Below are 22176 nucleotides of genomic sequence, written 5' to 3' on the forward strand. Positions count from 1 at the left end.
GCGTAGATCGGGTCGCGTAGATTGGATTGGCTAAACCGGATTTCGTAGATTAGGTTATGGGAAACCTTCATTCATTGAGAGTTTTTCATAACAAAACACCTCTGAATAAAACCTCTCTGATTGTTTAACAAAAAATATTAATCCGTTTTTGTTGGAAATTTCTTTTGTATGCTAGCCATTTGCTTACCAAGTTTTTTATCACTGATTGACTGATTATTTTTTTCAATCATCGCTTCGGCGCGAGCCGCCGATTCTCTTGATAAAGACTTGATTAAGGGTGCTTCTGGCAAGTTTTTCCAGTATTTTTTGGGCATTTCGCTTTGCATGGCTTTTAATTTTAAACGCGCTGGATTGAAGATATTCTTGTAATACTCCAGCCACAGGGATTCCAATTCATCGTTAATAACAGGCCTTTCACTACTGGGTTCTGTATAAAACAGCGATTGCTGGTCCCAATGCATTCCTCCGTCGGGTGTCAGTATCGACCACGTCATGTTTTTAAATCGGTTTTTAAAGAAACTGCTGGTTTTTTTTAAAATCAGATGTTCAGGTTCGAACCAAGCAACATAATGGTCTGAGTCGGATATTTTTTGGAAACGCACAAACGCGTGCATTTTATGAATGTCACGACCCACCGATTTTTGCATATGGTTTAAACGCATTATTTGGTTATCGGTGATATTTTCTAACAGTTGTTTATCTTCGTGCATAACTCGCCAAACAATGGCATAAAATAACGCCCAACGTGTATCGTCTCTGTAGCAAGAGGCAAGCTCTATAGCCTCTAAGGTTTCTGCTGATATGCTTGGTTTGGGCGTTGTTACCGGAATGTTAGATAAATCAGTTTCAAAATTATTGTTATTTCTTTCGTGAGAATTTGAGGCGTCTTGAAATAAATCCAAACTCGACTGTGTTAACGTTGGATCTTGCCAAACAATATATTCGGGTGAAATGTCTCGTTTTAACAGTTCACGGCTAACATTGCGCCACTGTGCAAACTCGCTAGCATTTACGGTGATAACGTGCATGATTGTAGTTGTTTAAAGTGGTGATAATTATAATCGTTTAAAATGATGATAAATACAGTCGGTTAAAATAGAGCCAGCTGTTCGGTTTTTGAGTCGATAAATAATTGTTTTAGTAAAACCGAGTCTAAATGTTTTAGCTCTGTATTTGGGTCTGCGGTTTCAACAAAATGCGCGACCTTTTTTATCGAAATTCGCAATTTTTTCAAATCATCCAACCGTAATGCCTTAAATTGTCGTGCCTGAATAATCTTTTCGACGCCGCGAACACCCACACCCGGAATTCTTAATAACAGCTCTTTAGGTGCTTTATTGACATTAATTGGAAAAACATCGCGGTTCGCTATGGCCCAAGCTAATTTGGGATCAATATCTAAATCCAACATTCCGTGTGTGGGCGCTGCCGCCGAGTGAATATCGTTTAAATCGAAACCGTAAAACCGCAATAACCAATCGGCTTGGTAAAGCCGATGTTCTCTCATCAACGGCGGAGATTTTGTGGGTAAATTTTTTGAAGCAAATGGAATTGGGCTGAACGCCGAATAATACACGCGGCGCATGTCGTAACGTTTATACAGATGATTCGAGAGCGTTAAAATTTTTGTATCCACTGAATCGTCGGCGCCGACAATCATTTGTGTGCTTTGGCCGGCCGGTGAATAAATGTATTTAGATTTTCTGGATTTGGCATCACTGATGATAATGTCGGATTTTTTAGCGCGATATTCTTTCGATTCATCAATATGTTCTTTAAGTTGTGCCATGGATTGATGAATGGTTTGAGGATTTTTTTCCGGTGCTAGGTTAGACAAGGCAGCTTTAGACGGTAATTCAATATTTATGCTTAAACGATCGGCGTATAAACCGGCTTGCTGTAAGAGTTCCGGACTTGCCTCTGGAATGGTTTTTAAATGAATATAACCACGAAAATCGTGTTTTTCGCGCAGGTCTTTGGCCACAGAAACTAACTGTTCCATGGTGTAGTCGGACGATTGAATAATTCCCGAGCTTAAAAATAACCCTTCAATATAATTGCGTTTATAAAAATCGAGGGTGAGCTTGACCACTTCATCAACCTGAAAACGCGCTCGCTCAACGGCACTAGAGAGCCGGTTAACGCAGTATTGGCAGTCGTAAATACAAAAATTGGTTAGCAATATTTTTAATAGCGAAACACATCGTCCGTCTGGCGTGTAACTGTGGCAAATACCCATACCGCCGCTGGTGGAGCCAATACCGATGCCATTGCTGGAGTCGCGCTTAATCGAGCCGCTGCTCGCGCAGGAAGCATCGTATTTGGCGGCATCGGCCAGTATGGCCAACTTATGCTGTAGCTTTTGATAAGGTTGTTGATGTGATTGTGATTGTGGCTGTTTCATGTTTGAGTAACGAAAAACTTAGGTGTGTATAAATATACAGTATTTATCGCGATCGTCTAGCAACCGTGATTCTCAAAATCGCAGTTAACGCAGAAGCTACTACAGGCGATTGAAGACGAACCACTTTATTCCAGCGGCCAGTCCGCGGCATCGACGTAATCGGTGATGGCTGAGTTTGAGTATTTGCTGCCGTGTTCGCCCAGCCAACGCTCGCAATAGCGATTTTCTGGATCGTATAAACGTTGTTGTTTATCAATATCAAAATGACGCCCACCGCGAGGATCAACACCCACACCGGCGATGTATTGCCAATTTCCCCAGTTGCTGGCCACGTCGTAGTCGATTAGCTGTTGCTCAAAGTAGGCTGCACCATATCGCCAATCCACATCGAATTCGTTTACCAAACAGCTGGCGACAATTTGGCGGCCACGGTTGGATAAATAACCGGTTGTATTGAGTTCGGTCATGCAGGCATTCACCAGCGGGTAGGGTGTGGTGCCGCTGCACCAAGATTTTAACCGCTGTGGATAAAAGCTTTTCAATGGATTTTTATGGCGATAGCCGCCGCGTAAATACAAGGATTTACCTAAAACCTTGGCTAACCAGAAAAAATATTCTCGCCACAGCAATTCAAACTTAATCCAATAGGTGGATTCGTTAGCGCCGTGATTTTGTTCAAAAGTTACAAGCGTTTTGAGTATTTGTTTGGGCGACATACAGCCCTGCGACAACCAGGGCGAGAATTTTGTTGAATGATAAATACCGTCTAATTTGTTGCGTGTTTGCTTGTAGGTGCTCGCGTAATTATTCGAGAAATAATGTTTTAAATACTGTTGGGCGTGAGTTTCACCGCCGAAAATAATGGCTGGCTCTGTTTTACTGGCATCGTTCAAAAACGACAAATCTGCACTAAAAGGGACGGTATTACCCGCAAAAAGTGTTGCTTTTTGTGGTTGTTTTGGCAAAGAACTCGGTGTGTTGTTTTTTAGAGTGTCAATAAATTCTGAATCTAAAATAATGGGTTCTACTTTTTTGCGAAATTGCGTAAATGATTTGGGAATATCTGCCAGTAAAAAAGGCAGCTGAGTTTGGTCAAGTAACGCGGTGTGAGCAGACTCTACTAATCTCAGTTCTGGGTAGCTGCGCCGTATAAATTGAACGATGTCGTTTTCGTAAAAACCACTTTGCGTCGCGCAGTAAAATACATCGGGCCGATATTGGCCAATGAGTGTTTGCAAGTAGGTTAAGGTGGAGCCTTCCATCAAAAACAGCTCGCTGCCCAGCGAGGTTAGATTTCTGTTTAAGTCACTTAGGCATTCATCGATAAATTTTCGGCGCAGCTTACCCAAAGACCGAAATCCATAGCGATTGGGCTTTAAAGAAGCACTTTCGCGAATATAAACAACCAGTAGGGATTCGCAGTCACGACTGGCATCGGCAAGCAGTTTGTTGTCTGTGAGTCTTAAATCATTGCTGAGCCAGACGATTCCGGTTTTATACATGGTGTTTGCCGCGTTTTTTATCAATTACTTAGCTTTATGTGCCTAGATCTGTGTTTTCTCGATAACTAGATACTTCTTGAAAAAAGAAGCTTTTATTGGATACCAAGTTATTGATACGCAATAAAACACGGCTTAGATGTGTTGATCTTAGATGTGTTGATCTTAGGTGAGTTGATGTTAGGTGAGTTGATGTTAGGTGAGTTGATGTTAGGCGAGTTGATGTTAGACATTTGCGCGAATTCGCAGGTGTTTTTGGCGATATATCCGAGGTTGGTCGAATTTTCTCGCGATAAGCAGGCTGAGATTAGTTTCGGCTTATGGAGGTATGAACAGCAGATGTCGGTAGAAAGAATAAATGGAACGAGTACGAGGAACACGTAAGAGGCGTAGGCGGAATAGGTGCTTATGCAATTATTCCTCGATAGTGAGAAAAAGGTAGCCCACGAAAAGATTCAAATGCTGTGGGCTACGAGGGGATTTCAAATGAAGAAAACGAAAGAATAATTACTAAGCATCGGCTTTATAGATAAATTCCATGCGAATACCGCCGGGTTCGTAAATCATAAAATGTTTGGCTGGCCAGCCGTTTAACGGCTCTGGTGCGAACTCAACTTTAACACCGGGGTGATTACTTACTTTAGAAAATAATTCATCCAGTGCGGCTTCTGTGCTGACACGCAGTGCAAAGTGGTGAAGTCCAATATTGGCTCGGCGATCAAATTCGGTGGCGCCTTCGTTGGTTTGCCAAAGCGTTAAAAATGCTTCGCCATTGGTGACAAATACTGCTGGATAATCAGGAACTTCCCCAGCGACTTCCCAGCCGAGACAGTCGATAAAAAAAGCTTGAGTTTCGGGTAAATTTTTAACTGCCAATCCGAGATGGTGAATCGCAAGCGTTGACATAAATACTCCTAAAGGATTTTTGAGTGGATTTTATGTTCACAATTTATAATATTGAGTTTTAAGTAAGCTTTCTTAAAACTCAGTGTTTTTATTATTGTAGGAATCTCTGGTTAACGCATCCCTGATTTAATCAGAGGACAGAAATTGGAATATGATTTCCGATTTCTTCACAATTTCAATCACTTACCGTTCTTGAAATTGGCAACACATCCCTGCGTCACTGAAAACTCCAGATTAATCAGAGTTTCTTGTATTAATTTTTTGGCTGATTTGTTTGGTTCAGTTGCTCTGTTAAATCAGCCACTTGTTTTTTTAAATCGTCAATTGTTGCTAGCATTTGTTCGACCGCACGATCTACCGTGGGTTTATCAAATCTTTGGGTAATATGTTGCGGACAATTCCAATCGAAGCCTTGTACCTCAATAATAATTCCGCGTTCCGGCGTTGCTCGGTAGTTTCCTAAGTCAAGCTGTGCAAATCGTGGATCGTTATTATCGATAACGGTCACCAAGCCTGCAATTTTTAAACGCCGTCTATTCACATAATCCATTAAAAACATCATTACGCGGTTGCTGTTTTTAAAGTTCGCAGCGCTCATAAATTGCATGTTGCCACTAAAATCAGCAAAACCTAAGGTTCTTTCATTTAATATTTTAAGAAAACCAGGCGGTCCGCCGCGATGCTGTACATATGGCCAGCTATCTTCCGTTATGCTGGCAAGGTAAAAACTATCGCGAGCTTCAATGAAATTTTGCTCGTTTAACGTTAATGCGAAATGGGTGTCGGCACCTTTTAATTGTGGGCCGTAGATGTGGTGGCTTCCGCGTTCTCGCTGAAGTGATTGCACCGTCTCCGTGAAGAATATCTCTGCGTACTTGTTAGGCATAAGTTTTCTACCGGTATATATTGATAGGTGCACTTTAAATTATTTCGTATATCATAAGAATAAAATCTTTATAAATTAATTATTACAAAAAAAGCAATAATGGATAAGTTGCACGCTATGCAGGTTTTTGTCGCTATCGCTGAAGTCGGTAGTTTTGCGAAGGCCGCGCGAAACCTCGCTATGTCACCTCCTGCTGCTACCCGGGCTATATCCGCGTTAGAAGAACAGTTAGGTGTTCAGCTCTTTCAACGAACCACTCGTCACGTGCGTTTAACCGATGCCGGCGAACGCTACTTTGTTGACTGTAAACGCATCATCAGTGAAATCAAGGTCGCTGAGGATGCAGTCAATGGCATTGTCGGTGAAGCCGCTGGGTCGATGGCCGTAACTGCGCCGGTTATGTTTGGTCGCCAATACATTTTACCGGTGATTACCGAGTACTTGACTACCAATCCAAAGGTTGAGATTTCGACATTATTTTTAGATCGAATCGTTAATCTAATGGAGGAAGATATTGATGTTGGTATTCGTGTCGGCAGTTTACCCGATTCAAGCTTGCATTCGGTGAGTTTGGGTGAAGTCGGCATTGTCACCTGCGCTTCGCCAGAATATATAGCGCGCGCCGGGGCTCCGGAGTTTCCCGAGCAGCTGCGTGAACATCAATTGATACAAACGCGAACTTCTGGCAGCCAAGACACTTGGCGTTATCTGGTCTCCGGTCGAGAAACTGTGGTTCGCTGTTCAGCGCAATTGGTGGTGAATCAAAATCAGTGTGCAATTGATGCCGCAGAAAGCGGTTTTGGTATTGCTAGGGTTTTATCTTATCAAGTTGCAGACAGCCTTGAGAGTGGCCAGCTGGTGCCACTACTGCAAGAATTTGCTTTACCGAAATGGCCCGTGAACGTTTTACATCGCGAAGGCAGAAATCCCAGCGCGAAAGTGCGCGGCTTTGTGGATTTATTAGTAGAGCGCGTGCGAGAACGACTTAAATAATAAATCAATGCAAATCTTTTGTTGTTGCAATGCTGTTTAATTCTAGAAACCTCTGATTAACTCATTCATGGCTTAATCAGAGGGCAGAGACTATCAGAAGAAAGAAGTTATCAGAGGGCAGACATTAACAACGCGATTGCTAATGTCTTTATAATCTCAAGCGCTTGCTGTTTTTGCTGTTATCTTTTATCGGCGTTTTCTTTTACTGCTTGGCAGCAGCGACTATTGTTTGCCATTCTTCTTTGGTGACCGGTTGTACCGAGAGCCTGCCCTGTTTTAACAACACCATGTGATCAAGTGACGGGATCGATTTGAGTGTTTGCAAACTAACCACCGATTTGAATTTTTCAACAAACGCTAAATCCACGCAAAACCAGCGAACATTATCTTGGCTAGATTTTGGATCGTAATATTTGCTGTCTGGATTAAATTGCGCGGGATCAGGATAGGCGGGTTTTACTACCTTGGCGATTCCTGCCACACCCGGAACCTTACAGCTGCTGTGGTAAAAAAACACCATATCGTCTTCGGCTATCTTATCGCGAATTAAATTGCGCGCTTGGTAATTTCTAATTCCGTCCCAACGACCAAAACCGTTTTTTTCATTCGCAAGCGTATCGATGCTGTATTCGTCGGGTTCGGATTTAAATAACCAATAATTCATGATTTTTCTCTATTTATACAAAAATCTACAGATGCTTTGATTATTATTGAGCGCGTTTGGTTCGTCTAGAGATAACTTAGCGATTTTGTATTTAAATTCGGCTCTATTTATTTAGGGTTGGTGATTTTTCTTATTTTGATGAAATGTTAATGCGTATTCTTATTTTGTTAGTATTAGGTTTGTTTTTGTCTGGCTGTGAACACATTGTTGGCACCAAAGCAGATGTCCCGTTGGAAGCTAAACAACTTCGCGATCTTCTGATGGGCGTTTGGTGTGGCGAAAAAACCTTTGATGATGGCAGCGCTCAATCTTGGACCATCGAGCGGTATCGCGATGGTAGTTACGTGATTTTGTTTAACACTACATCAAAGGATGGTGTAAATACACAATGGGCCGAATACGGTATGTGGGGTATCCAGTACCCTATCTATTTCACCGTAGTTTTAGGGTATATTGAAGAGGGTGTTCCAAAACCCGCAAACACAGACGATCACACTTTCTACGATGCCTATAATGTTCAGACGTTAGCCGACAATGAGTTCAGCTATACACATTATTTGACGAATAATACGTTTACGACTTTTAAAGAATGCAGCGAACTGGGTATTCAAGAATTAATTAAGTAACGATAGTATTAATTAATACCATGACTTAATTTATGTCTTTTAAATTAAGTCATGACTTTTAAATTAACTCGTGGTTTTTAAAATTAACTCATGACTTCTAAGTTAATTCACAAATAATATGAGAAATTAAGGGTTTTATTGCACTTGTTATCCGAAACCAAGATCTAATAATTTCTAGAAAGCTCTGATTAACGTATTTTTGAAGTAATCAGAGCTTCCTTTCATTTTTTATAATCGCATTAATGTTTTTACGTGCGCAAAAGCTGCTCGACCGAGCGCGTCTAGCTCGTAACCGCCTTCTAAAACCGATATTAATCGGCCGTCACAGTGGCGATCGGCAATATCCATTAACACTTCGGTAACCCAGCCGTAGTCGTTATCTTGCAAGCGAATTTGTGCCATGGGATCTTGGCGGTGAGCATCGAATCCGGCCGAGACCATGATTAACTGCGGCTTGAATTTTTCAAGCTGCGGTAAAAGTTGTTCAATATAAATCTCTCTAAATTCTTGGCTGCCTGTACCAGCAGCCAAAGGCATGTGAATGATATTGTCGTGAGAAGCGCCGGGATCGGCAAACGGATAGTAGGGATGCTGATAACTGGAGGCGTATAAAACCTTCGGCTCTTCTCGAAATATGTTCTCAGTACCATTACCGTGGTGAACATCAAAATCAACAATGGCAATACGCTTTAGACCGTATTGGTTTATGGCGTGGCGCGTGCCCACGGCAATATTATTAAACAAGCAAAAACCCATGGCGCGATCGTATTCGGCGTGGTGACCCGGCGGCCGCACACAACAGAACGCGTTTTTTACGCTTTTGGCCATGACCATATCAACGGCTTGCACAACCGAGCCCGCCGCTAATAACGCTGCATCTAGGGTATGCGGCATCATCAAGGTTTCGTCGTCAAGCTCAATTCGATCGCGAAGAGGCGCGCGTTCAAAAATAGAATCCACATAAACCGGATCGTGGGTGGCAACGAGTTGTTCGCGCGTTGCCGGTAACGCATCTGTCCAACGTAAAAAATCCAATACTTGTCCGGAGATCAAACGATTCTGGATGGACCCCAAGCGCTGGGGTGCTTCTGGGTGATCTTCGCCCATGTCGTGTTTTTCGCAAAGGTCGTGGGTGATGTACGCTGTAGTCATCGAAAGCTCCCGTTGTCTAACTTACGCCAAGCCGCTAGAGCTTTGTCATTCATGTTGGAGCATGGTGACAGCGGCTGAATTTATAATTATTTGAGTGAGGTGTGTGTCTGAAAATTCGACGACCTTCTTTGACTTCAGACTAGCTCTAGCAGGCATTTTTCTTTTGCTGTAGATCAAGCCACAAACAGGAGCTAAAAGCCTATCCTACCAAGGTCTAATTTGAGGTAAATTAGGGTCCTATATTAAAAATCCGACTAAAGTCGAGATTTTATGGTGGGCTGAATTCCCAACCCACAGGATTTATTATTTGGAGAGCCTTCATGGCCCAACATGCACTACAGCCTGTTTTTGCCCCGACCTCGGTCGCGGTGTTAACCGGCGAAGATGCCACGCATCCCATTATGCTGGCTTTGTTACGTGCTATGCGTTCGGCACCGAATTGTTGCCCGGTGACGTTGATCGGCGTTAAACCAGAAATCGACATTGATATTTCGACATTCACCCATTATGAAAGCTTAGCTCAGTTAAAGACCCACGTTGATTTGGTGATCTTGGCGGGCAAGTCTAATGAAAGTTTAGAGAAAACCATTGCTGACTGCTCAAGAGCGCATCTTAAGTCGCTGCTTATGTTGACTTGGACCGATGCTGAGCCCGAGACCATTCGCAACGCGCTTCGTGAAAACGGCGTCCGTTTATTAGGGCCAAGCAGTTTTGGTATTTGCCGTCCTAAGCGCGGTGTATTTGCTTGGCTAGGTTCGGTCAATCCATTACCTGGGCGATTGGCGTTTATGTCGCAGTCGGGCACCATTGCTAGTGCTTTAGTCGATTGGGCAACCTGGCAGGGCATTGGATTTTCTCAGGTCATCGCGCTTGGTGCGCCTGTGGATATCATGCCGTGGCAAGCGCTTGATTGCTTGTCGATGGATTTTGAAAGCCGCGCCATTTTGATGTATTTGCAAAAAATTGGACAAACCACGCACTTTCTCAGCAGTCTTCGCTCTGCGAGTCGTACAAAACCCGTGGCGGTTGTGGCCGAACACGCCATTGGCGCCGATGAACGAGTATTAGACGCCGCGCTAAGTCGAACCGGTGCGGTGCGCGGGCGACGTCTTAACGATTTGGTTGCGGCGGCTTCGGTTATGTCGAATGCGCGACGCATCAAAGAAGGCTCGTTGTTGATCATTGGTAATGGTGCCGGTCCTGGAGCACTGGCTGCCCAGCGCGCCGAAGAACTTAACGTTGCGCTACTAGATCCTGAAGACGAGCTCAGGAATAAACTGAGCGCAATTGTCGCCGACATGGGCTCGATTGGCCCTGTGACGACTGTGTGGGGCAGTTGTGCATCGGCGATGTTTGTTGAGCTCGCCGATGCAGCCTTGGCCGACCGTAGCTGTGGTGCGATATTATTAATGTTAAGCCCAACAGCATTAATTGATATTGCTTCACTGCATGAGCAAGTATTGGCACTGCATAACAAGCAAAATAAACCGGTAATGGTGTGTTTGCTTGGCGGCGGTAACATGGTAAGAGCTCGAACTCGATTAACCGAAGCCGGTATTCCTACCTTTAGAACACCCGAAACCGCCATCGAAGGCTATCAATTTTTGGTGCAATTTCAGCGTAATCAGCGCTTGGCAAAACAGTCACCAGAATCACACGCATTAAGTCTTAATATTGATGTTGAACAAGCTCGTAAATATTTGAAACAAATTCTTTACGACAACATTGATAAAGTGGGTTTTAAAGAATTAAAACCGGTGTTTAATCAGTTTAATTTACCGGTTACCAGCCAGCATGATCCTAGCACTGATTTTGAAACTCCGTTAAATGTAAGAGTATTTCGTGATCCCGTGTTTGGTCCGACCATTGGTTTGGCGTTGGGCAGCAAAGGTCAATGGCAAAAACATTTAGAAGTAGTCGCCTTACCACCATTGAATATCGTGTTAGTGCGTGACCTTATTAACCAGTTATTACCGGGTTGGAAATCCTTTGGTCTTGAAAACTTTATTTTAAATTTATCAACGCTTGTCTGTGAATTGCCGGAAATTGTCGGTCTTGAATTTTCGGATGTACATTTATTGCCCGATGCGCGGGTATACGCTGGAGTAAAAGCCGATTTAGGATTATCGGTAGAAAAGCGCCGCTATGATCACTTGGCGATTCAGCCGTATCCTCGTCAGTGGGTCAGCGAATATAAATTTCATGATGGTCGCTGCGCAACGATTCGCCCGGTTCGTCCGGAAGACGCAACAATTATGGCGGATTTTGTTCGCAACCTTTCTCACGAAAGCCGATATTTTCGCTTTATTGCGAATTTTTCTGAACTTACCCCCAGAATGCTTACGCGTTTTTGTCACATCGATTACGATCGAGAAATGGAATTACTCGCCGTAATGGAAGAGGACGATAAAATTGTCGAATTGGGGGCGGCAAGATACAGCGATAATTTCGACGGACACAGTTGCGAGTTTGCTGTTGTTGTGGGTGATAAATATCAAGGCTTCGGTTTGGCGGCCTATTTAATGCGCAAGCTATTTTTAGTAGCGGCAGACAACGGCATTAGTTTAATGGAAGGTACGGTATTGGCCGAAAACAAACACATGATTAATTTTTGCCGTAAATTAGGTTTTAGAATTCGCATGAATCCCGACGATATGACCTTGGTTATTGCCGAAATTACTCTAACCCCAAAATTAATTGCCGAAGCAAAACAAAAATTGAGCCATTGATTATTCCTTAAAACAGTGAGTCAGCGCAGTTGAATTCTGAGATTAGCTCATCTGCATTTCATTGACTTTTCATTGACTTACTGTTGTTGAAATTGTCGGCACAATTTCTTGCTGCCAGGAACTTTGCTCTAATCGGAGTTCTTGGTTTTAAGTCCAAGAAGTTTTTTATTCTAAGGAATTCTTTTTTAGAAAATTTCTTATTTTAGAAAACTGCGTGTTACGAAAATCGTTATAGGATACTAAGAAAGAGGTCTTGCTCAAGATAACGCTAAGGCGCTGGATAAACTTTTCTAAACGTTAGGTTTAATCGCAGTTGTTTTTCGGCGTGTTCAGGTAAGATGGCATGCAGCCAATCTCTTTGAAAATCAGGATGCATTAACCACAAATCGCCGTCTTCAATCACTATTTTTTGTACTCTGTGGGATTGTTTGTGTTTGATGCAAAAATATCGAGACTCGCCCAAAGAAAGCGACGCAATTATTGGGTTACTGCCCAGCTCCAGTTCGTCATCACAGTGCCAATCTACCGAATCGTTTCCGTGGCGATATAAAGTTAATAAAACCGAATTGAAGTCGCTGCTGCAAAGCTGCTCCACCTCTTGCTTTATGGTCAGAAGTAGATCACTCCAAGGACGATTGGCTAACAAATTATCTGAGTAGCGATACTTAAGTGACGGCTCTGCAACCCAAGACTGTTGCCTTGGTAGATCGAACCAGCGGCCAAAGGCCTCATATCCAGATTCTTCCCACGTTGTCTCATCAATAATGTGTTGCAACCATTGTTTGCGAGTCTGCACAGACGATAATTTTCCTAAAAACTGCAACGAATTGTTTGCAATCAAGTCATTGTTCGACAAATGTTTACGATCAATCTCTGTAAAAGAATTTATTTCTTTGATCTGCTTAACAAGATTGAGCTCATCTGGATCGATCATAGTACGCTGCCGCTGCTTAATTTTTTAAAAGATAGACAAAAACTAGAAACATAAACTCGTATTTTTAGCCGATAAAGGTATTGCAATAAGTCTGCCGATTTTGGTGTCTAAAGTCAGCTTTCTGAATTTTACTAAGTTTGATCTAATATGCGGCTTGCCGATATTTACGTTCTTAATAAATGCTTAAACCATAGGAGTTTTTGATTACCACATGCTGCGATTAATTGAATAAGGGTTAACCCTTAGGTTAATCAGAGTTTTCCGTTATTAAAAACAACAACTCAGCTTTTATGGTTAGTAACTTCAAGTTGATTCCCGCTTTTTTAAATGCTTGATCGTAATAAGAACAACGCTTTTGGTTGGTTTCGACGATTATCTGCACACATCTACGTGAACTTTATCCAAAATCTATCGCGGCTAGAATTATGAATTGCATTGCTTGAAATTTTTCTGCGTAATTTTTTAAGATTTTTAATTACGTTTAAAAAATAGTCTCTGTAACGAAGATGCGAAATTTTGATTTTTTTATAGAGATATCGGTCAGGAATTAATTTTTAATAATTTTAATAGCCACCATTTAAATTTTGAATTTATTGATATCGTCATATTCAAATTCCCATCTGCAAAAACTTACAGTGCTTTACTTTAGTTAGCATCCGTCTTTACTATCAAATTCACCATCTCGTTATTTTAAGTTTGGAATTATCAGGATTTTTTTTATTACATTGAAATTTTGAAAAATTTCGATTGCGTTGTTGCGCTTAAATTTTTTAACGCACAACGAGTTTAGGAGTGTTACTCAGCATGAAGCTAAAATCTAAATTAAATCGCCAAAAAGTCTACTTTTGAGGACATCGCAATGAAAAAACATTGGTTAGCGACAACTGCTGCGCTCTCTTTAGCAATTTCTTCAGTATCTGCCTTTGCAGAACCGCAAGAATTAATTTTTAAATCGGCGCCAGCGCCACAAGTGCTTAAAGTACAAAGTAACGAACTTTTTAGTTTTGGTGCTAGTGCGCGTTCACTGCAATCCGATTCTTTAATGCAAGCGTTGCGTTCTGACGATAATATTTTGTCTGTTCGCCCAATTAACGTAAATACCAGCTTATTAGATGGCTCGACCTCTACGCTTACCTTAAATATGGGCAGCGGTTTAGAACTTACAGCAACTAATACACAAAGTTACTGGATTAGCAGTGATTACCAAGTATGGGCTGGTGACATTAATACGGGTGCGGATTTATCGGCGACTCGTGGCATTAATACCGATCGTGCAGTTTTAGTTCGCAGCAACGGTCGTGTTCACGGCGAATTGCGCATGGGCGATCGCGTTTTCAGTATTCAAACCACTGAAAATGGTCGGCATTTATTGGCCGAAATTGATATGACCAAATTACCGCAAACTGACGATACTCCACTAAATGTTGGTGTTCCTTTCCGTGAAGCGGCCGCATCAGAACCAGCGCCATTAGAAACTACCGGTACTAGCACGATTCGTGTAATGCAAGCTGCAACCGAAGACGCAATTGTCGCATTGGGTGGCGTTGGCCCAACCGTTGATCGTATGAACTTCCATTTGGCGCAAAGTAACGATGTATACAGTCAAAACGGTTTGCCAATCGTTTTAGCAAATGGTGGTTTATTCCGTACTGGTGTTAACGAATTACCATTTATGACCGACAACCTTGACGGTTTGGTAAATACCAATGACGGTTACCTAGATGGTTTGGCTACCACTACCCGCAACTCACAAGCTGCGGACATTGTTACCATTATCACTCGTACTCAATCTAGCCCATTTGGTGGCTTGTGCGGAATTGCTGCCGGTATTGGTGTGAGCCAAGCGCAAGGCTTCTTTGCAATGGCTGCGGCAACCAGCTGTGCAAATGGTTTTAGCTTCGTTCACGAACTTGGTCACCTGTTTGGTGCTCGCCACGATAACGACCCAAGCACTGCGCCATTCGCGTTTGGTCACGGATTTGTTAATGCTGGTGCGGGCATTCGTACCATCATGGCTGTAAACAGCAACCCACAAACCCGTGTTGGCCTATTCTCAACGGATGACCAAACCTTTAATGGTGCGTCTTTAGGTAACGCAACCGTTGCCGACAACGAACGCGTTCACGCACAACGTCGTGGCACCATTGCAAGCTTCCGTTAATTCGCAAGCTCTCGTTAATTCGCAAGCTCTCGTTAATTCGCAAGCTCTCGTTAATTCGAAAAGCTACGCAAAAAAAACGGAGGCAATGCCTCCGTTTTTTTGTTCCCAATTAACTCTAGTTTCACCAACCAAAATCAGTTATGGGGGTAATATCTTTTTCTGCATCTTCGTTCGGGATAAAAGTAACGCCTGGTTTTAGATGTGAGCAATCTACTTTTGTAGAATCAAAAATTTCTAATTCTTCGATAAATTTTTTCGCAAATTCCAAGAAAAACTGCTTTCCTTCTTCAACTGAATTTTTGATTGAACCCCATACGAAAGAGTCTCTAAAATCCAATCTTATAGTGAAGGTATCAAATAGAATATAAACATCTAATCCATAGTTTACGATGCTCTTACCGTAGAAATGAAAAAAACATCTTTTATCACCAATGGTAGTTTCGTTTATTTCTGAAGGATTTCTTGGGTTAATAGATGATTCTGAATTGTGAATCTCCATTCCTATAGGGTCTGATGTTAGTCTTTTAAAAATATTATCCTTAATAAATCTACTACTATCTTGTTCCTTGTATCTTGTTACTAGAGTCAAGTAGCATTGAATAGAGTGATTTATTTGTTGTAAGTCTGATTTGCTTTCACAATAAATATTTAATATTGCTAGGTCATGGGATTCATTTATTTCAGAAATCTGAACTATATTTTTATCTGAGTTTATGTTGATTTCGGCGGTGTATAAGTTAATGTTTTCATTTTTTGAATTATCGAAATATATAAAAAAGTATTCATTTATCTTTAATGTGTATTTTTGGGATTTTTTCTTCGAGAAATTAACTAGCTTCATGATCAAACCCCTTTCTCTTAACCAGGTCAGCAAAGGTTATATTACTTTCATGAGTGTTATTTTCGCTAGAAAGAACTTTCTGTTCACTGAGAAGTTTCTGGGTCATCGCCTGATGTAAGGCGGATATTTTATTGTTTTTTGTAGAATTCTCGGATTTTGATTTAAGTCCACCACATTCATCTATTAATTTTTCTAGTTTGTGGATTTCAGCATAAGGAGCATTCAGGGAGAATTTATGACTTGTTAGTTTAATGTTCGCTAGTTTTACTTTTTCTAAAGCTTTGATGAGAACTTTCACACCATCTTGTTCTACTATAGTTTCGTAATCAAAGTTATGCCCAGCTATCCATTTATTCTCTGAGTCAATTAATATTTGTGCTAGTTCATCGGCACTTGCCGTTTTAGAGAGCCTATCATTTGGAGCCCATGCTTCACCATTATCAGTCAAATAAGAAGGGCAGTAGTATAAGTTAGAGCTAGATTTATCTGATTTTTGATGGAGATGGGAAACTATTGACCCGGCTGTAGTTTGAGCGGAAAATCTGTTGTCTGTATCCTTAATAGCTGAGATAAAGAATAACTTTTCGTCGAGTAAGTTATTGTTTTTCTTATCGTAGATCCATTTATCGTTGGAATGATATACCTTGTATAATCCTTCAGTCTCTATCTCATTATTTTTTAGCGGTTTTAAATCGTAAATGTAAATTCCAGGACCTCTAGAAACTCCTTCAACTTTATCTTGAAATGTTTGGTAGTAAAGCCGTACTCCAGGAAGGTTAGGTACTTTAATATCTTTGTAGAATTTATTCGACTTCTGAATGGATGATCCATCAGCGCCTCCTGCAGAGATAGATATTAGAGTATTGCTAATCTCTATAACTAAACTTTGCCCCCCATTTTTTTGGTCATTAGGGTTCACATAAGTGACAAAATCAACAATTAAGTTAGGATCAATGTAAACCGGTTTTCCGGAATTTCCCATTGTATTTCTTGAGAAGTATATAAAATTCGAAAAGTTTTTAAGTGCCATTTCTGCTGCCTATAAAGAAGTTATGCGGTATTAGTGCATGAATTTAGGCAAGTGTATCGGCTAATGACGGTATTAAAAGTGTTTTGGAAGGAAATTTTTAAAATAGATGATACTTATATTTCGAAGTTTTAATGGTTTTATTGCTCTAGTATTAACTGAGTAAACTTAAGTATTAGTTAAATTCTAGATGTATGCGTTAGCTGATGTTTTCTAATATGTGGGTTTATTAATGTAGGGTTTATCTAGCGAGTCGGTTTTCTTGGCAAGTTGTATTTTTGAGTCGTAGAGTATTTTGAGTTGCCGCTCTATTTTTTTAGGCTGGTAATTATGGAAGTGTAAATTGTATTTAACGTTATTTTTGAATTTATTAATGTTTTATGTTGCTAATTATAAATGCAATTTTTATCGAGATATTTTGTTGAGAGATATTTGTCGAGGGATTTTTATCAAGAAGTTCTAAACCGTTTAGAACTTCTTGAGTTATTTAAATTAACGCAGGCTTTTACAGTGTGTCGTCAAAGTCGGTCATCTCTGCCCATAGGTCGTGTTCGTCGGCTTGGAATATTTTTGCGGTAACCAAATCGCCGGGGGCTAGTTCGGTTTCACCATTTAAATACACCATGCCGTCAATTTCTGGCGCGTCGGCTTTGGTTCGGCCAATGGCGCCTTCTTCGTCAACTTCGTCAATTAAAACGTGGACGGTTTTGCCAATTTTGTCTTGCAGGCGTTGCTTGGATATTTCGGCCTGTACTTCCATAAATCGGGCGTGACGTTCTTCTTTAACTTCGTCGGGCACTTGGTCGGCGAGTTCGTTGGCTTTTGCGCCTTCTACCGGTGAATACTGGAAGCAGCCAACGCGGTCTAGCTGCGCTTCTTTTAAGAAGTCGAGCAATATGTTGAAGTCTTCTTCGGTTTCACCCGGATAACCCACAATAAAAGTGCTGCGCAGGGTTAGGTCTGGGCAGATAGAGCGCCATTTGTGAATGCGCTCTAGGGTGTTTTCTGCATGAGCTGGGCGCTTCATCGATTTAAGAATTTTCGGGCTGCCGTGTTGGAACGGGATGTCTAGGTACGGCAAAATTAGGCCATCGGCCATCATCGGAATAATGTCATCCACGTGCGGATATGGATACACATAGTGCAGGCGCACCCAAATGCCCAAACTTGCCAAGCCTTCGCACAAAGACTTCATGTTAGATTTCATGGGGCGGCCTTGCCAAAAACCGGTGCGGTATTTGATGTCTACACCGTAGGCACTGGTGTCTTGGGAGATCACCAACAACTCTTTAACACCCGCATTCGCTAAGCGCTCAGCTTCGTCCATAACATCGCCAATAGGGCGACTGACAAGATCGCCGCGCAATGACGGAATAATGCAAAAGCTACAGCGGTGGTTACAGCCTTCAGAAATCTTCAAGTAAGCGTAGTGACGCGGAGTCAGCTTGATGCCTTGGGGTGGAACCAAATCGATAAGTGGGTTGTGGATAACTTCTTGTGGAACGAACTGGTGTACAGCACCAACCACCTCTTCATAGGCGTGGGCGCCGGTAACACTAAGCACATCAGGATAAAGCTCACGAATTTTCGCGGCTTCGTTACCCATACAACCGGTAACAATCACCTTGCCGTTTTCGGCCATGGCTTCACCAATGGCTTCTAGTGACTCGCGTTTGGCGTCGTCGATAAAGCCACAGGTGTTCACCACCACCACGTTCGCGTCGTGATAGGTGGGGGATATCTCATAACCATCGGTACGCAGTTGAGTCAGAATCCGCTCTGAATCCACAAGGGCTTTGGGGCATCCAAGGCTGATAAACCCGACTTTTTTCTGACTCATTCGACTACCTCAGTTAAGAAATTTGTGGCTGAAAATTAGGCGCGCGATTGTATTACAGCTGTCATCGGATATCGAACACTTCTTGGCTATATGTGCGCGATTGCGCGTGTTTAAGGGCGGTGTTTAGGGCGACGGAAGAGTTGGTACCCGAGAAATAGTAGTTTGCCTAGCGTTAAATTTCATGCACACTCATACGATAGTGTAAACAAGATGAAGTTCTCGCAATTTTTTGCAGTAAACACAGGGTAATCTAAGTATTAGCCCTTTATTTTATAAGTTATCTGGTTGTATACATGATTCATAATTCCACCGATCTCGAAAAGGCTAGAAAACTTGATTCTGCGCTTTACGATCTGGTTCGTGATGTCGATGTTTTAGAAGCCATTGCGCCACAAAACTTCCAAGAGCAAAAGAAGATATTTTTTGAGAGTAACTTCTCTATAAATCCAGAATTTACCTACAAAAAATCACCGTTTAACTCGTTCCAAAAAAAGCGTGCGCTTTACAATTTACCGGTTGAAGATATTCTCGATGAAGACCTAGCGTTTTTATATGCTGAAGTGATCGAGTCTTATGTCGACAAGCTCGACCAATCTTTGTCGATCGGGTCGCCAGATTTTTTATACGACTCGCTGCGTTATTTTGGCGAGCCAAACGAAAAAGATCTGAATAATGCGAATTTTATTTTACATCTACCCGATGATCTTGATGAAGAATTTTGCGATATCGAAACCGATTTAATGAATGCCCAACAAATTCAAAAACATATGGATGAATTTGCCGGTGCGCAGGGTTATGAATATAAGATCAAAATTGAATCTGCTATGATTGCCAATGCAGTGGTATCTGGCAGAACGCTAAAAATTAATCAAAATGCAAAAATTCCAGAGACCGAAGTTTACGCACTCGCTCACCATGAATTAGGTGTGCATCTGGTGACAACATTAAATGCCGCAGAGCAACCACTAAAAATTATGTCATTAGGTTGCCCAGTAAACACTAAAACCCAAGAAGGTATCGCCATTTTGTGCGAATACTTGGCTGGGTTTTTAACCATTCCGCGGTTAAAAGTTTTGGCGTTGCGTGTAATTGCCGTAGACTCAATGATTAACGAAAAAGATTTTAAACAAACCTTTTTATTGTTAAAAGAAACCCATGGTGTTGAAGAAAATCTGGCCTACACCATTACCGCGCGTGTATATCGTGGTGGTGGTTATACCAAAGATTATTTGTACCTGCGTGGCTTGCGACAAATGCTTAACGCCTATGAAAAACACCCAAACTTCCAAAACCTGTTGATTGGTAAAGTTTCATTTGAATATATCGATGTCATTTCTCGATTAGTCGAAAAACATTATTTAAATCCGCCTAAATTTATCAGCCCTGCTATTGCAGCACCGGGTGATATTGATGCTGTTAAACAGTTTGTCGCTCACTCTATTAAGTAAAATATGCTCAGTTATCAACACGCTTTTCACGCAGGCAACCACGCCGATGTTTTAAAACATTGGTGCCTGCTTGAAACTCTATTGTATTTACAAAAAAAAGATAAACCCTTCGATTACATTGATACTCACGCGGGCGATGGCCTCTATTCGCTAAAAAGCCAAGCTGCGTTAAAAACCGGCGAGGCCAGCGCCGGAGTATTAAAATTAATAGATAATCAGCCCGAAGTCTTGAAAAACTACTTAGATGTAGTGCTATCTTATATCGCACAGCATAAATATCCGGGTTCACCAAAGTTAGTACAGCAACACTTGCGCTCGGGCGATCATGCATGGTTTTTTGAAATGCACCCGCAAGCCATTACCAATTTACAAAAAAAACTGGCTTCTAAAACTGGGTGTTTTGTTAAAACTGAAGACGGTTTTAAAGGTTTATTGAGCTTGTTGCCTAACAAAAACAAGCGTGCATTAGTTTTAATGGATCCATCGTACGAAATTAAAGCAGATTACAGAACCGTTGTAGAAACCGTTGAAAAAGCCTACAAAAAAATGCCGCAAACGGTGTTTTTATTATGGTACCCAGTAGTGGATCGAGAACAAATTACGCAACTTGAAAAACACATTAAAAAAACTGTTTTAAAAAACGTGCATCTATTCGAAATGGGTGTAGCCGATGACGCTAATAAAGGTATGACGGCTTCGGGCATGATTGTGGTCAATCCACCATGGACCTTGCCAGAGCAATTCAAAAGCGGTTTTGGTGAAGTTTCTCAGCGGTTATCCGAAGACGGAATCGCGAGAACTCGATATGAATTATTGATTGCAGAGTAATTCATGGATTAAAAACTCTGATTAACATATGAAAAAATTGATCAGAGTTTTTATGTTCTCGTAGAATTAATAGCAGCATAACAAACGGTATTGTTGTTGTAGTCTTTTTATTATCTTAATGCTTTAACTATTGTGTTTGTTAATATGTCGGGAATTTCTTCCGCTAAAAAATGCGCATTGTTTTCAAAAATAAACACGTTTTCATCCGGTATTTTTAAATGATCTATTAAAAACGGAATTTGCTGTGTGGTTAGGGTTTCGTCTTTAGCGCCCCAAAATACCAAGGTTTCACCGGTAAATTTCTCAAATACAGTAGCATTGCTTTCTAATTGCGAAAATAACGCATCATCAATATGGCTGTAAAACGCAAATAAAGCATCGCTGCTACCTTCTGTCATGGGTTTTACGTAACCCGCGCATTCTTGTTCAGACAGTTCGTGTTCCCCTAGGCCCATATTCTCAAAGGTTTGTTTAAGAACCAGTGCACTGGTAACTCGGTTTTCATAGGCGTCGGTCATTAAGCGTGTGAAAATATCTTGTTCGAAATTGGGATGATTAAAACCTTCTTCACGAACAATGGTATTTAACACCATTAAATTATCGATATGCTGCTTAGAATTTTCGGTTGTAACATCGTTACGTAACATCTGCCATGCTACCAATCCGCCCATATCGTGAAATAACAAACTGTAATTATCTACGCCAAGACTATTAAGTAGTTGTTGAACGTAATTGGCTTGAGAAGAATCGCTATAAATAGCGTTTTTGTTTTCTGGTTTACTGCTTGAGCCATAACCCAAAAAATCTACCGTGATTACCCGAAAATGATTTTGTAACGTAGGAATCATCTTTCGATACATCCAACTGGACGTAGGCACGCCGTGCAATAACACCAAAACATCGCCTTCGCCGTGATCGGTAAACGCAATTTGAGAACCATTTTCTAGGGTAAATAACTGCTGCTGTGCGCGATGATCTTTATAATTGCTGGGTAATTGGTATTGGTTAGAAATGTGAGTGCCAATATTGTCGATATTTCTACTTGTAGTGCAACCTTGTATCAGCATGGCTGCAAGGGTTAGCGTAAGCACTTTTATCAAATGAATAGCGCGGTTGCTTAGCAATAAACTCATCAATAGATACCTCAATTCCATTCTCTAGTTTTAAATCAATTGTTTCGTCACATTCAAACCACTTGCCGAAACTTTCCATCCACAAAGCCGTAAACGGTAAAATTT

Annotated in this window: 18 protein-coding genes; 6 read left to right on the forward strand and 12 right to left on the reverse strand. The window is 41.4% G+C overall.

The genetic code is table 11. From position 1 onward, the window contains the following. Positions 1-137: 137 nt before the first annotated feature. From ACYQ28_RS01210 to ACYQ28_RS01230, 5 genes are all read right to left on the reverse strand, one after another. Entirely contained in the window at positions 138-1028 is an 891-nt protein-coding gene (locus ACYQ28_RS01210; RefSeq protein WP_460047478.1) for a TIGR03915 family putative DNA repair protein, read from the reverse strand. A gap of 62 nt (positions 1029-1090) precedes the next feature. Further along, complete coding sequence (locus tag ACYQ28_RS01215; protein WP_460047479.1) at positions 1091-2404, reverse strand: putative DNA modification/repair radical SAM protein; 1314 nt, start codon at positions 2402-2404, stop codon at positions 1091-1093. A 125-nt stretch (positions 2405-2529) separates the two neighbouring features. After that, positions 2530-3906 (reverse strand): DASH family cryptochrome, encoded by a 1377-nt coding sequence (locus ACYQ28_RS01220; RefSeq protein WP_460047480.1) that lies wholly within the window; start codon positions 3904-3906, stop codon positions 2530-2532. 507 nt (positions 3907-4413) lie between these two features. Then, complete coding sequence (locus tag ACYQ28_RS01225; protein WP_460047482.1) at positions 4414-4809, reverse strand: VOC family protein; 396 nt, start codon at positions 4807-4809, stop codon at positions 4414-4416. A 253-nt stretch (positions 4810-5062) separates the two neighbouring features. Next, positions 5063-5695, reverse strand: a complete 633-nt coding sequence (locus ACYQ28_RS01230) for a pyridoxamine 5'-phosphate oxidase family protein (protein ID WP_460047484.1) — start codon at positions 5693-5695, stop codon at positions 5063-5065. Between the two features lie 99 nt (positions 5696-5794). On the opposite strand from ACYQ28_RS01230, the gene ACYQ28_RS01235 reads away from it, so the two are divergent. Beyond that, positions 5795-6688: a LysR family transcriptional regulator gene (locus tag ACYQ28_RS01235; RefSeq protein WP_460047485.1), complete on the forward strand. Its 894-nt coding sequence runs from the start codon at positions 5795-5797 to the stop codon at positions 6686-6688. 202 nt (positions 6689-6890) lie between these two features. Here ACYQ28_RS01235 and ACYQ28_RS01240 read toward each other — a convergent pair whose 3' ends face one another. Next, positions 6891-7352: an EVE domain-containing protein gene (locus tag ACYQ28_RS01240; RefSeq protein ID WP_460047486.1), complete on the reverse strand. Its 462-nt coding sequence runs from the start codon at positions 7350-7352 to the stop codon at positions 6891-6893. Between the two features lie 149 nt (positions 7353-7501). Between ACYQ28_RS01240 and ACYQ28_RS01245 the strand changes: the two genes are divergently transcribed. Beyond that, positions 7502-7978: a hypothetical protein gene (locus ACYQ28_RS01245; RefSeq protein WP_460047487.1), complete on the forward strand. Its 477-nt coding sequence runs from the start codon at positions 7502-7504 to the stop codon at positions 7976-7978. Positions 7979-8206: 228 nt separating this feature from the next. Here ACYQ28_RS01245 and ACYQ28_RS01250 read toward each other — a convergent pair whose 3' ends face one another. Continuing rightward, the gene (locus ACYQ28_RS01250) at positions 8207-9130 is read right to left on the reverse strand and encodes a histone deacetylase family protein (protein ID WP_460047488.1); all 924 of its coding nucleotides are present in this window, start codon (positions 9128-9130) and stop codon (positions 8207-8209) included. Between the two features lie 320 nt (positions 9131-9450). On the opposite strand from ACYQ28_RS01250, the gene ACYQ28_RS01255 reads away from it, so the two are divergent. Continuing rightward, complete coding sequence (locus ACYQ28_RS01255) at positions 9451-11859, forward strand: bifunctional acetate--CoA ligase family protein/GNAT family N-acetyltransferase (protein WP_460047490.1); 2409 nt, start codon at positions 9451-9453, stop codon at positions 11857-11859. A 268-nt stretch (positions 11860-12127) separates the two neighbouring features. Here the strand turns inward: ACYQ28_RS01255 and ACYQ28_RS01260 are convergent, their stop codons facing one another. Then, positions 12128-12793 (reverse strand): alpha-ketoglutarate-dependent dioxygenase AlkB family protein, encoded by a 666-nt coding sequence (locus ACYQ28_RS01260; RefSeq protein ID WP_460047491.1) that lies wholly within the window; start codon positions 12791-12793, stop codon positions 12128-12130. A gap of 859 nt (positions 12794-13652) precedes the next feature. Between ACYQ28_RS01260 and ACYQ28_RS01265 the strand changes: the two genes are divergently transcribed. Then, positions 13653-14954, forward strand: coding sequence for a zinc-dependent metalloprotease family protein (locus ACYQ28_RS01265; protein WP_460047493.1), 1302 nt, complete (start codon positions 13653-13655; stop codon positions 14952-14954). Between the two features lie 121 nt (positions 14955-15075). Here the strand turns inward: ACYQ28_RS01265 and ACYQ28_RS01270 are convergent, their stop codons facing one another. From ACYQ28_RS01270 to rimO, 3 genes are all read right to left on the reverse strand, one after another. Next, complete coding sequence (locus ACYQ28_RS01270) at positions 15076-15795, reverse strand: hypothetical protein (RefSeq protein ID WP_460047494.1); 720 nt, start codon at positions 15793-15795, stop codon at positions 15076-15078. Further along, the gene (locus tag ACYQ28_RS01275; protein WP_460047495.1) at positions 15782-16825 is read right to left on the reverse strand and encodes a hypothetical protein; all 1044 of its coding nucleotides are present in this window, start codon (positions 16823-16825) and stop codon (positions 15782-15784) included. Before ACYQ28_RS01275 ends, ACYQ28_RS01270 begins: the two co-directional genes overlap by 14 nt. A gap of 502 nt (positions 16826-17327) precedes the next feature. Next, complete coding sequence (gene rimO / locus ACYQ28_RS01280; protein ID WP_460047496.1) at positions 17328-18662, reverse strand: 30S ribosomal protein S12 methylthiotransferase RimO; 1335 nt, start codon at positions 18660-18662, stop codon at positions 17328-17330. Between the two features lie 293 nt (positions 18663-18955). Between rimO and ACYQ28_RS01285 the strand changes: the two genes are divergently transcribed. Together ACYQ28_RS01285 and ACYQ28_RS01290 are read left to right on the forward strand one after the other, a co-directional pair. Continuing rightward, positions 18956-20110, forward strand: coding sequence for a flavohemoglobin expression-modulating QEGLA motif protein (locus ACYQ28_RS01285; protein ID WP_460047497.1), 1155 nt, complete (start codon positions 18956-18958; stop codon positions 20108-20110). 3 nt (positions 20111-20113) lie between these two features. Then, positions 20114-20938, forward strand: a complete 825-nt coding sequence (locus tag ACYQ28_RS01290; RefSeq protein WP_460047498.1) for a 23S rRNA (adenine(2030)-N(6))-methyltransferase RlmJ — start codon at positions 20114-20116, stop codon at positions 20936-20938. A gap of 110 nt (positions 20939-21048) precedes the next feature. Here the strand turns inward: ACYQ28_RS01290 and ACYQ28_RS01295 are convergent, their stop codons facing one another. After that, the gene (locus ACYQ28_RS01295; protein WP_460047499.1) at positions 21049-22071 is read right to left on the reverse strand and encodes an alpha/beta fold hydrolase; all 1023 of its coding nucleotides are present in this window, start codon (positions 22069-22071) and stop codon (positions 21049-21051) included. Positions 22072-22176 lie beyond the last annotated feature (105 nt).

It is taken from the genome of Sessilibacter sp. MAH1 (assembly GCF_054658315.1).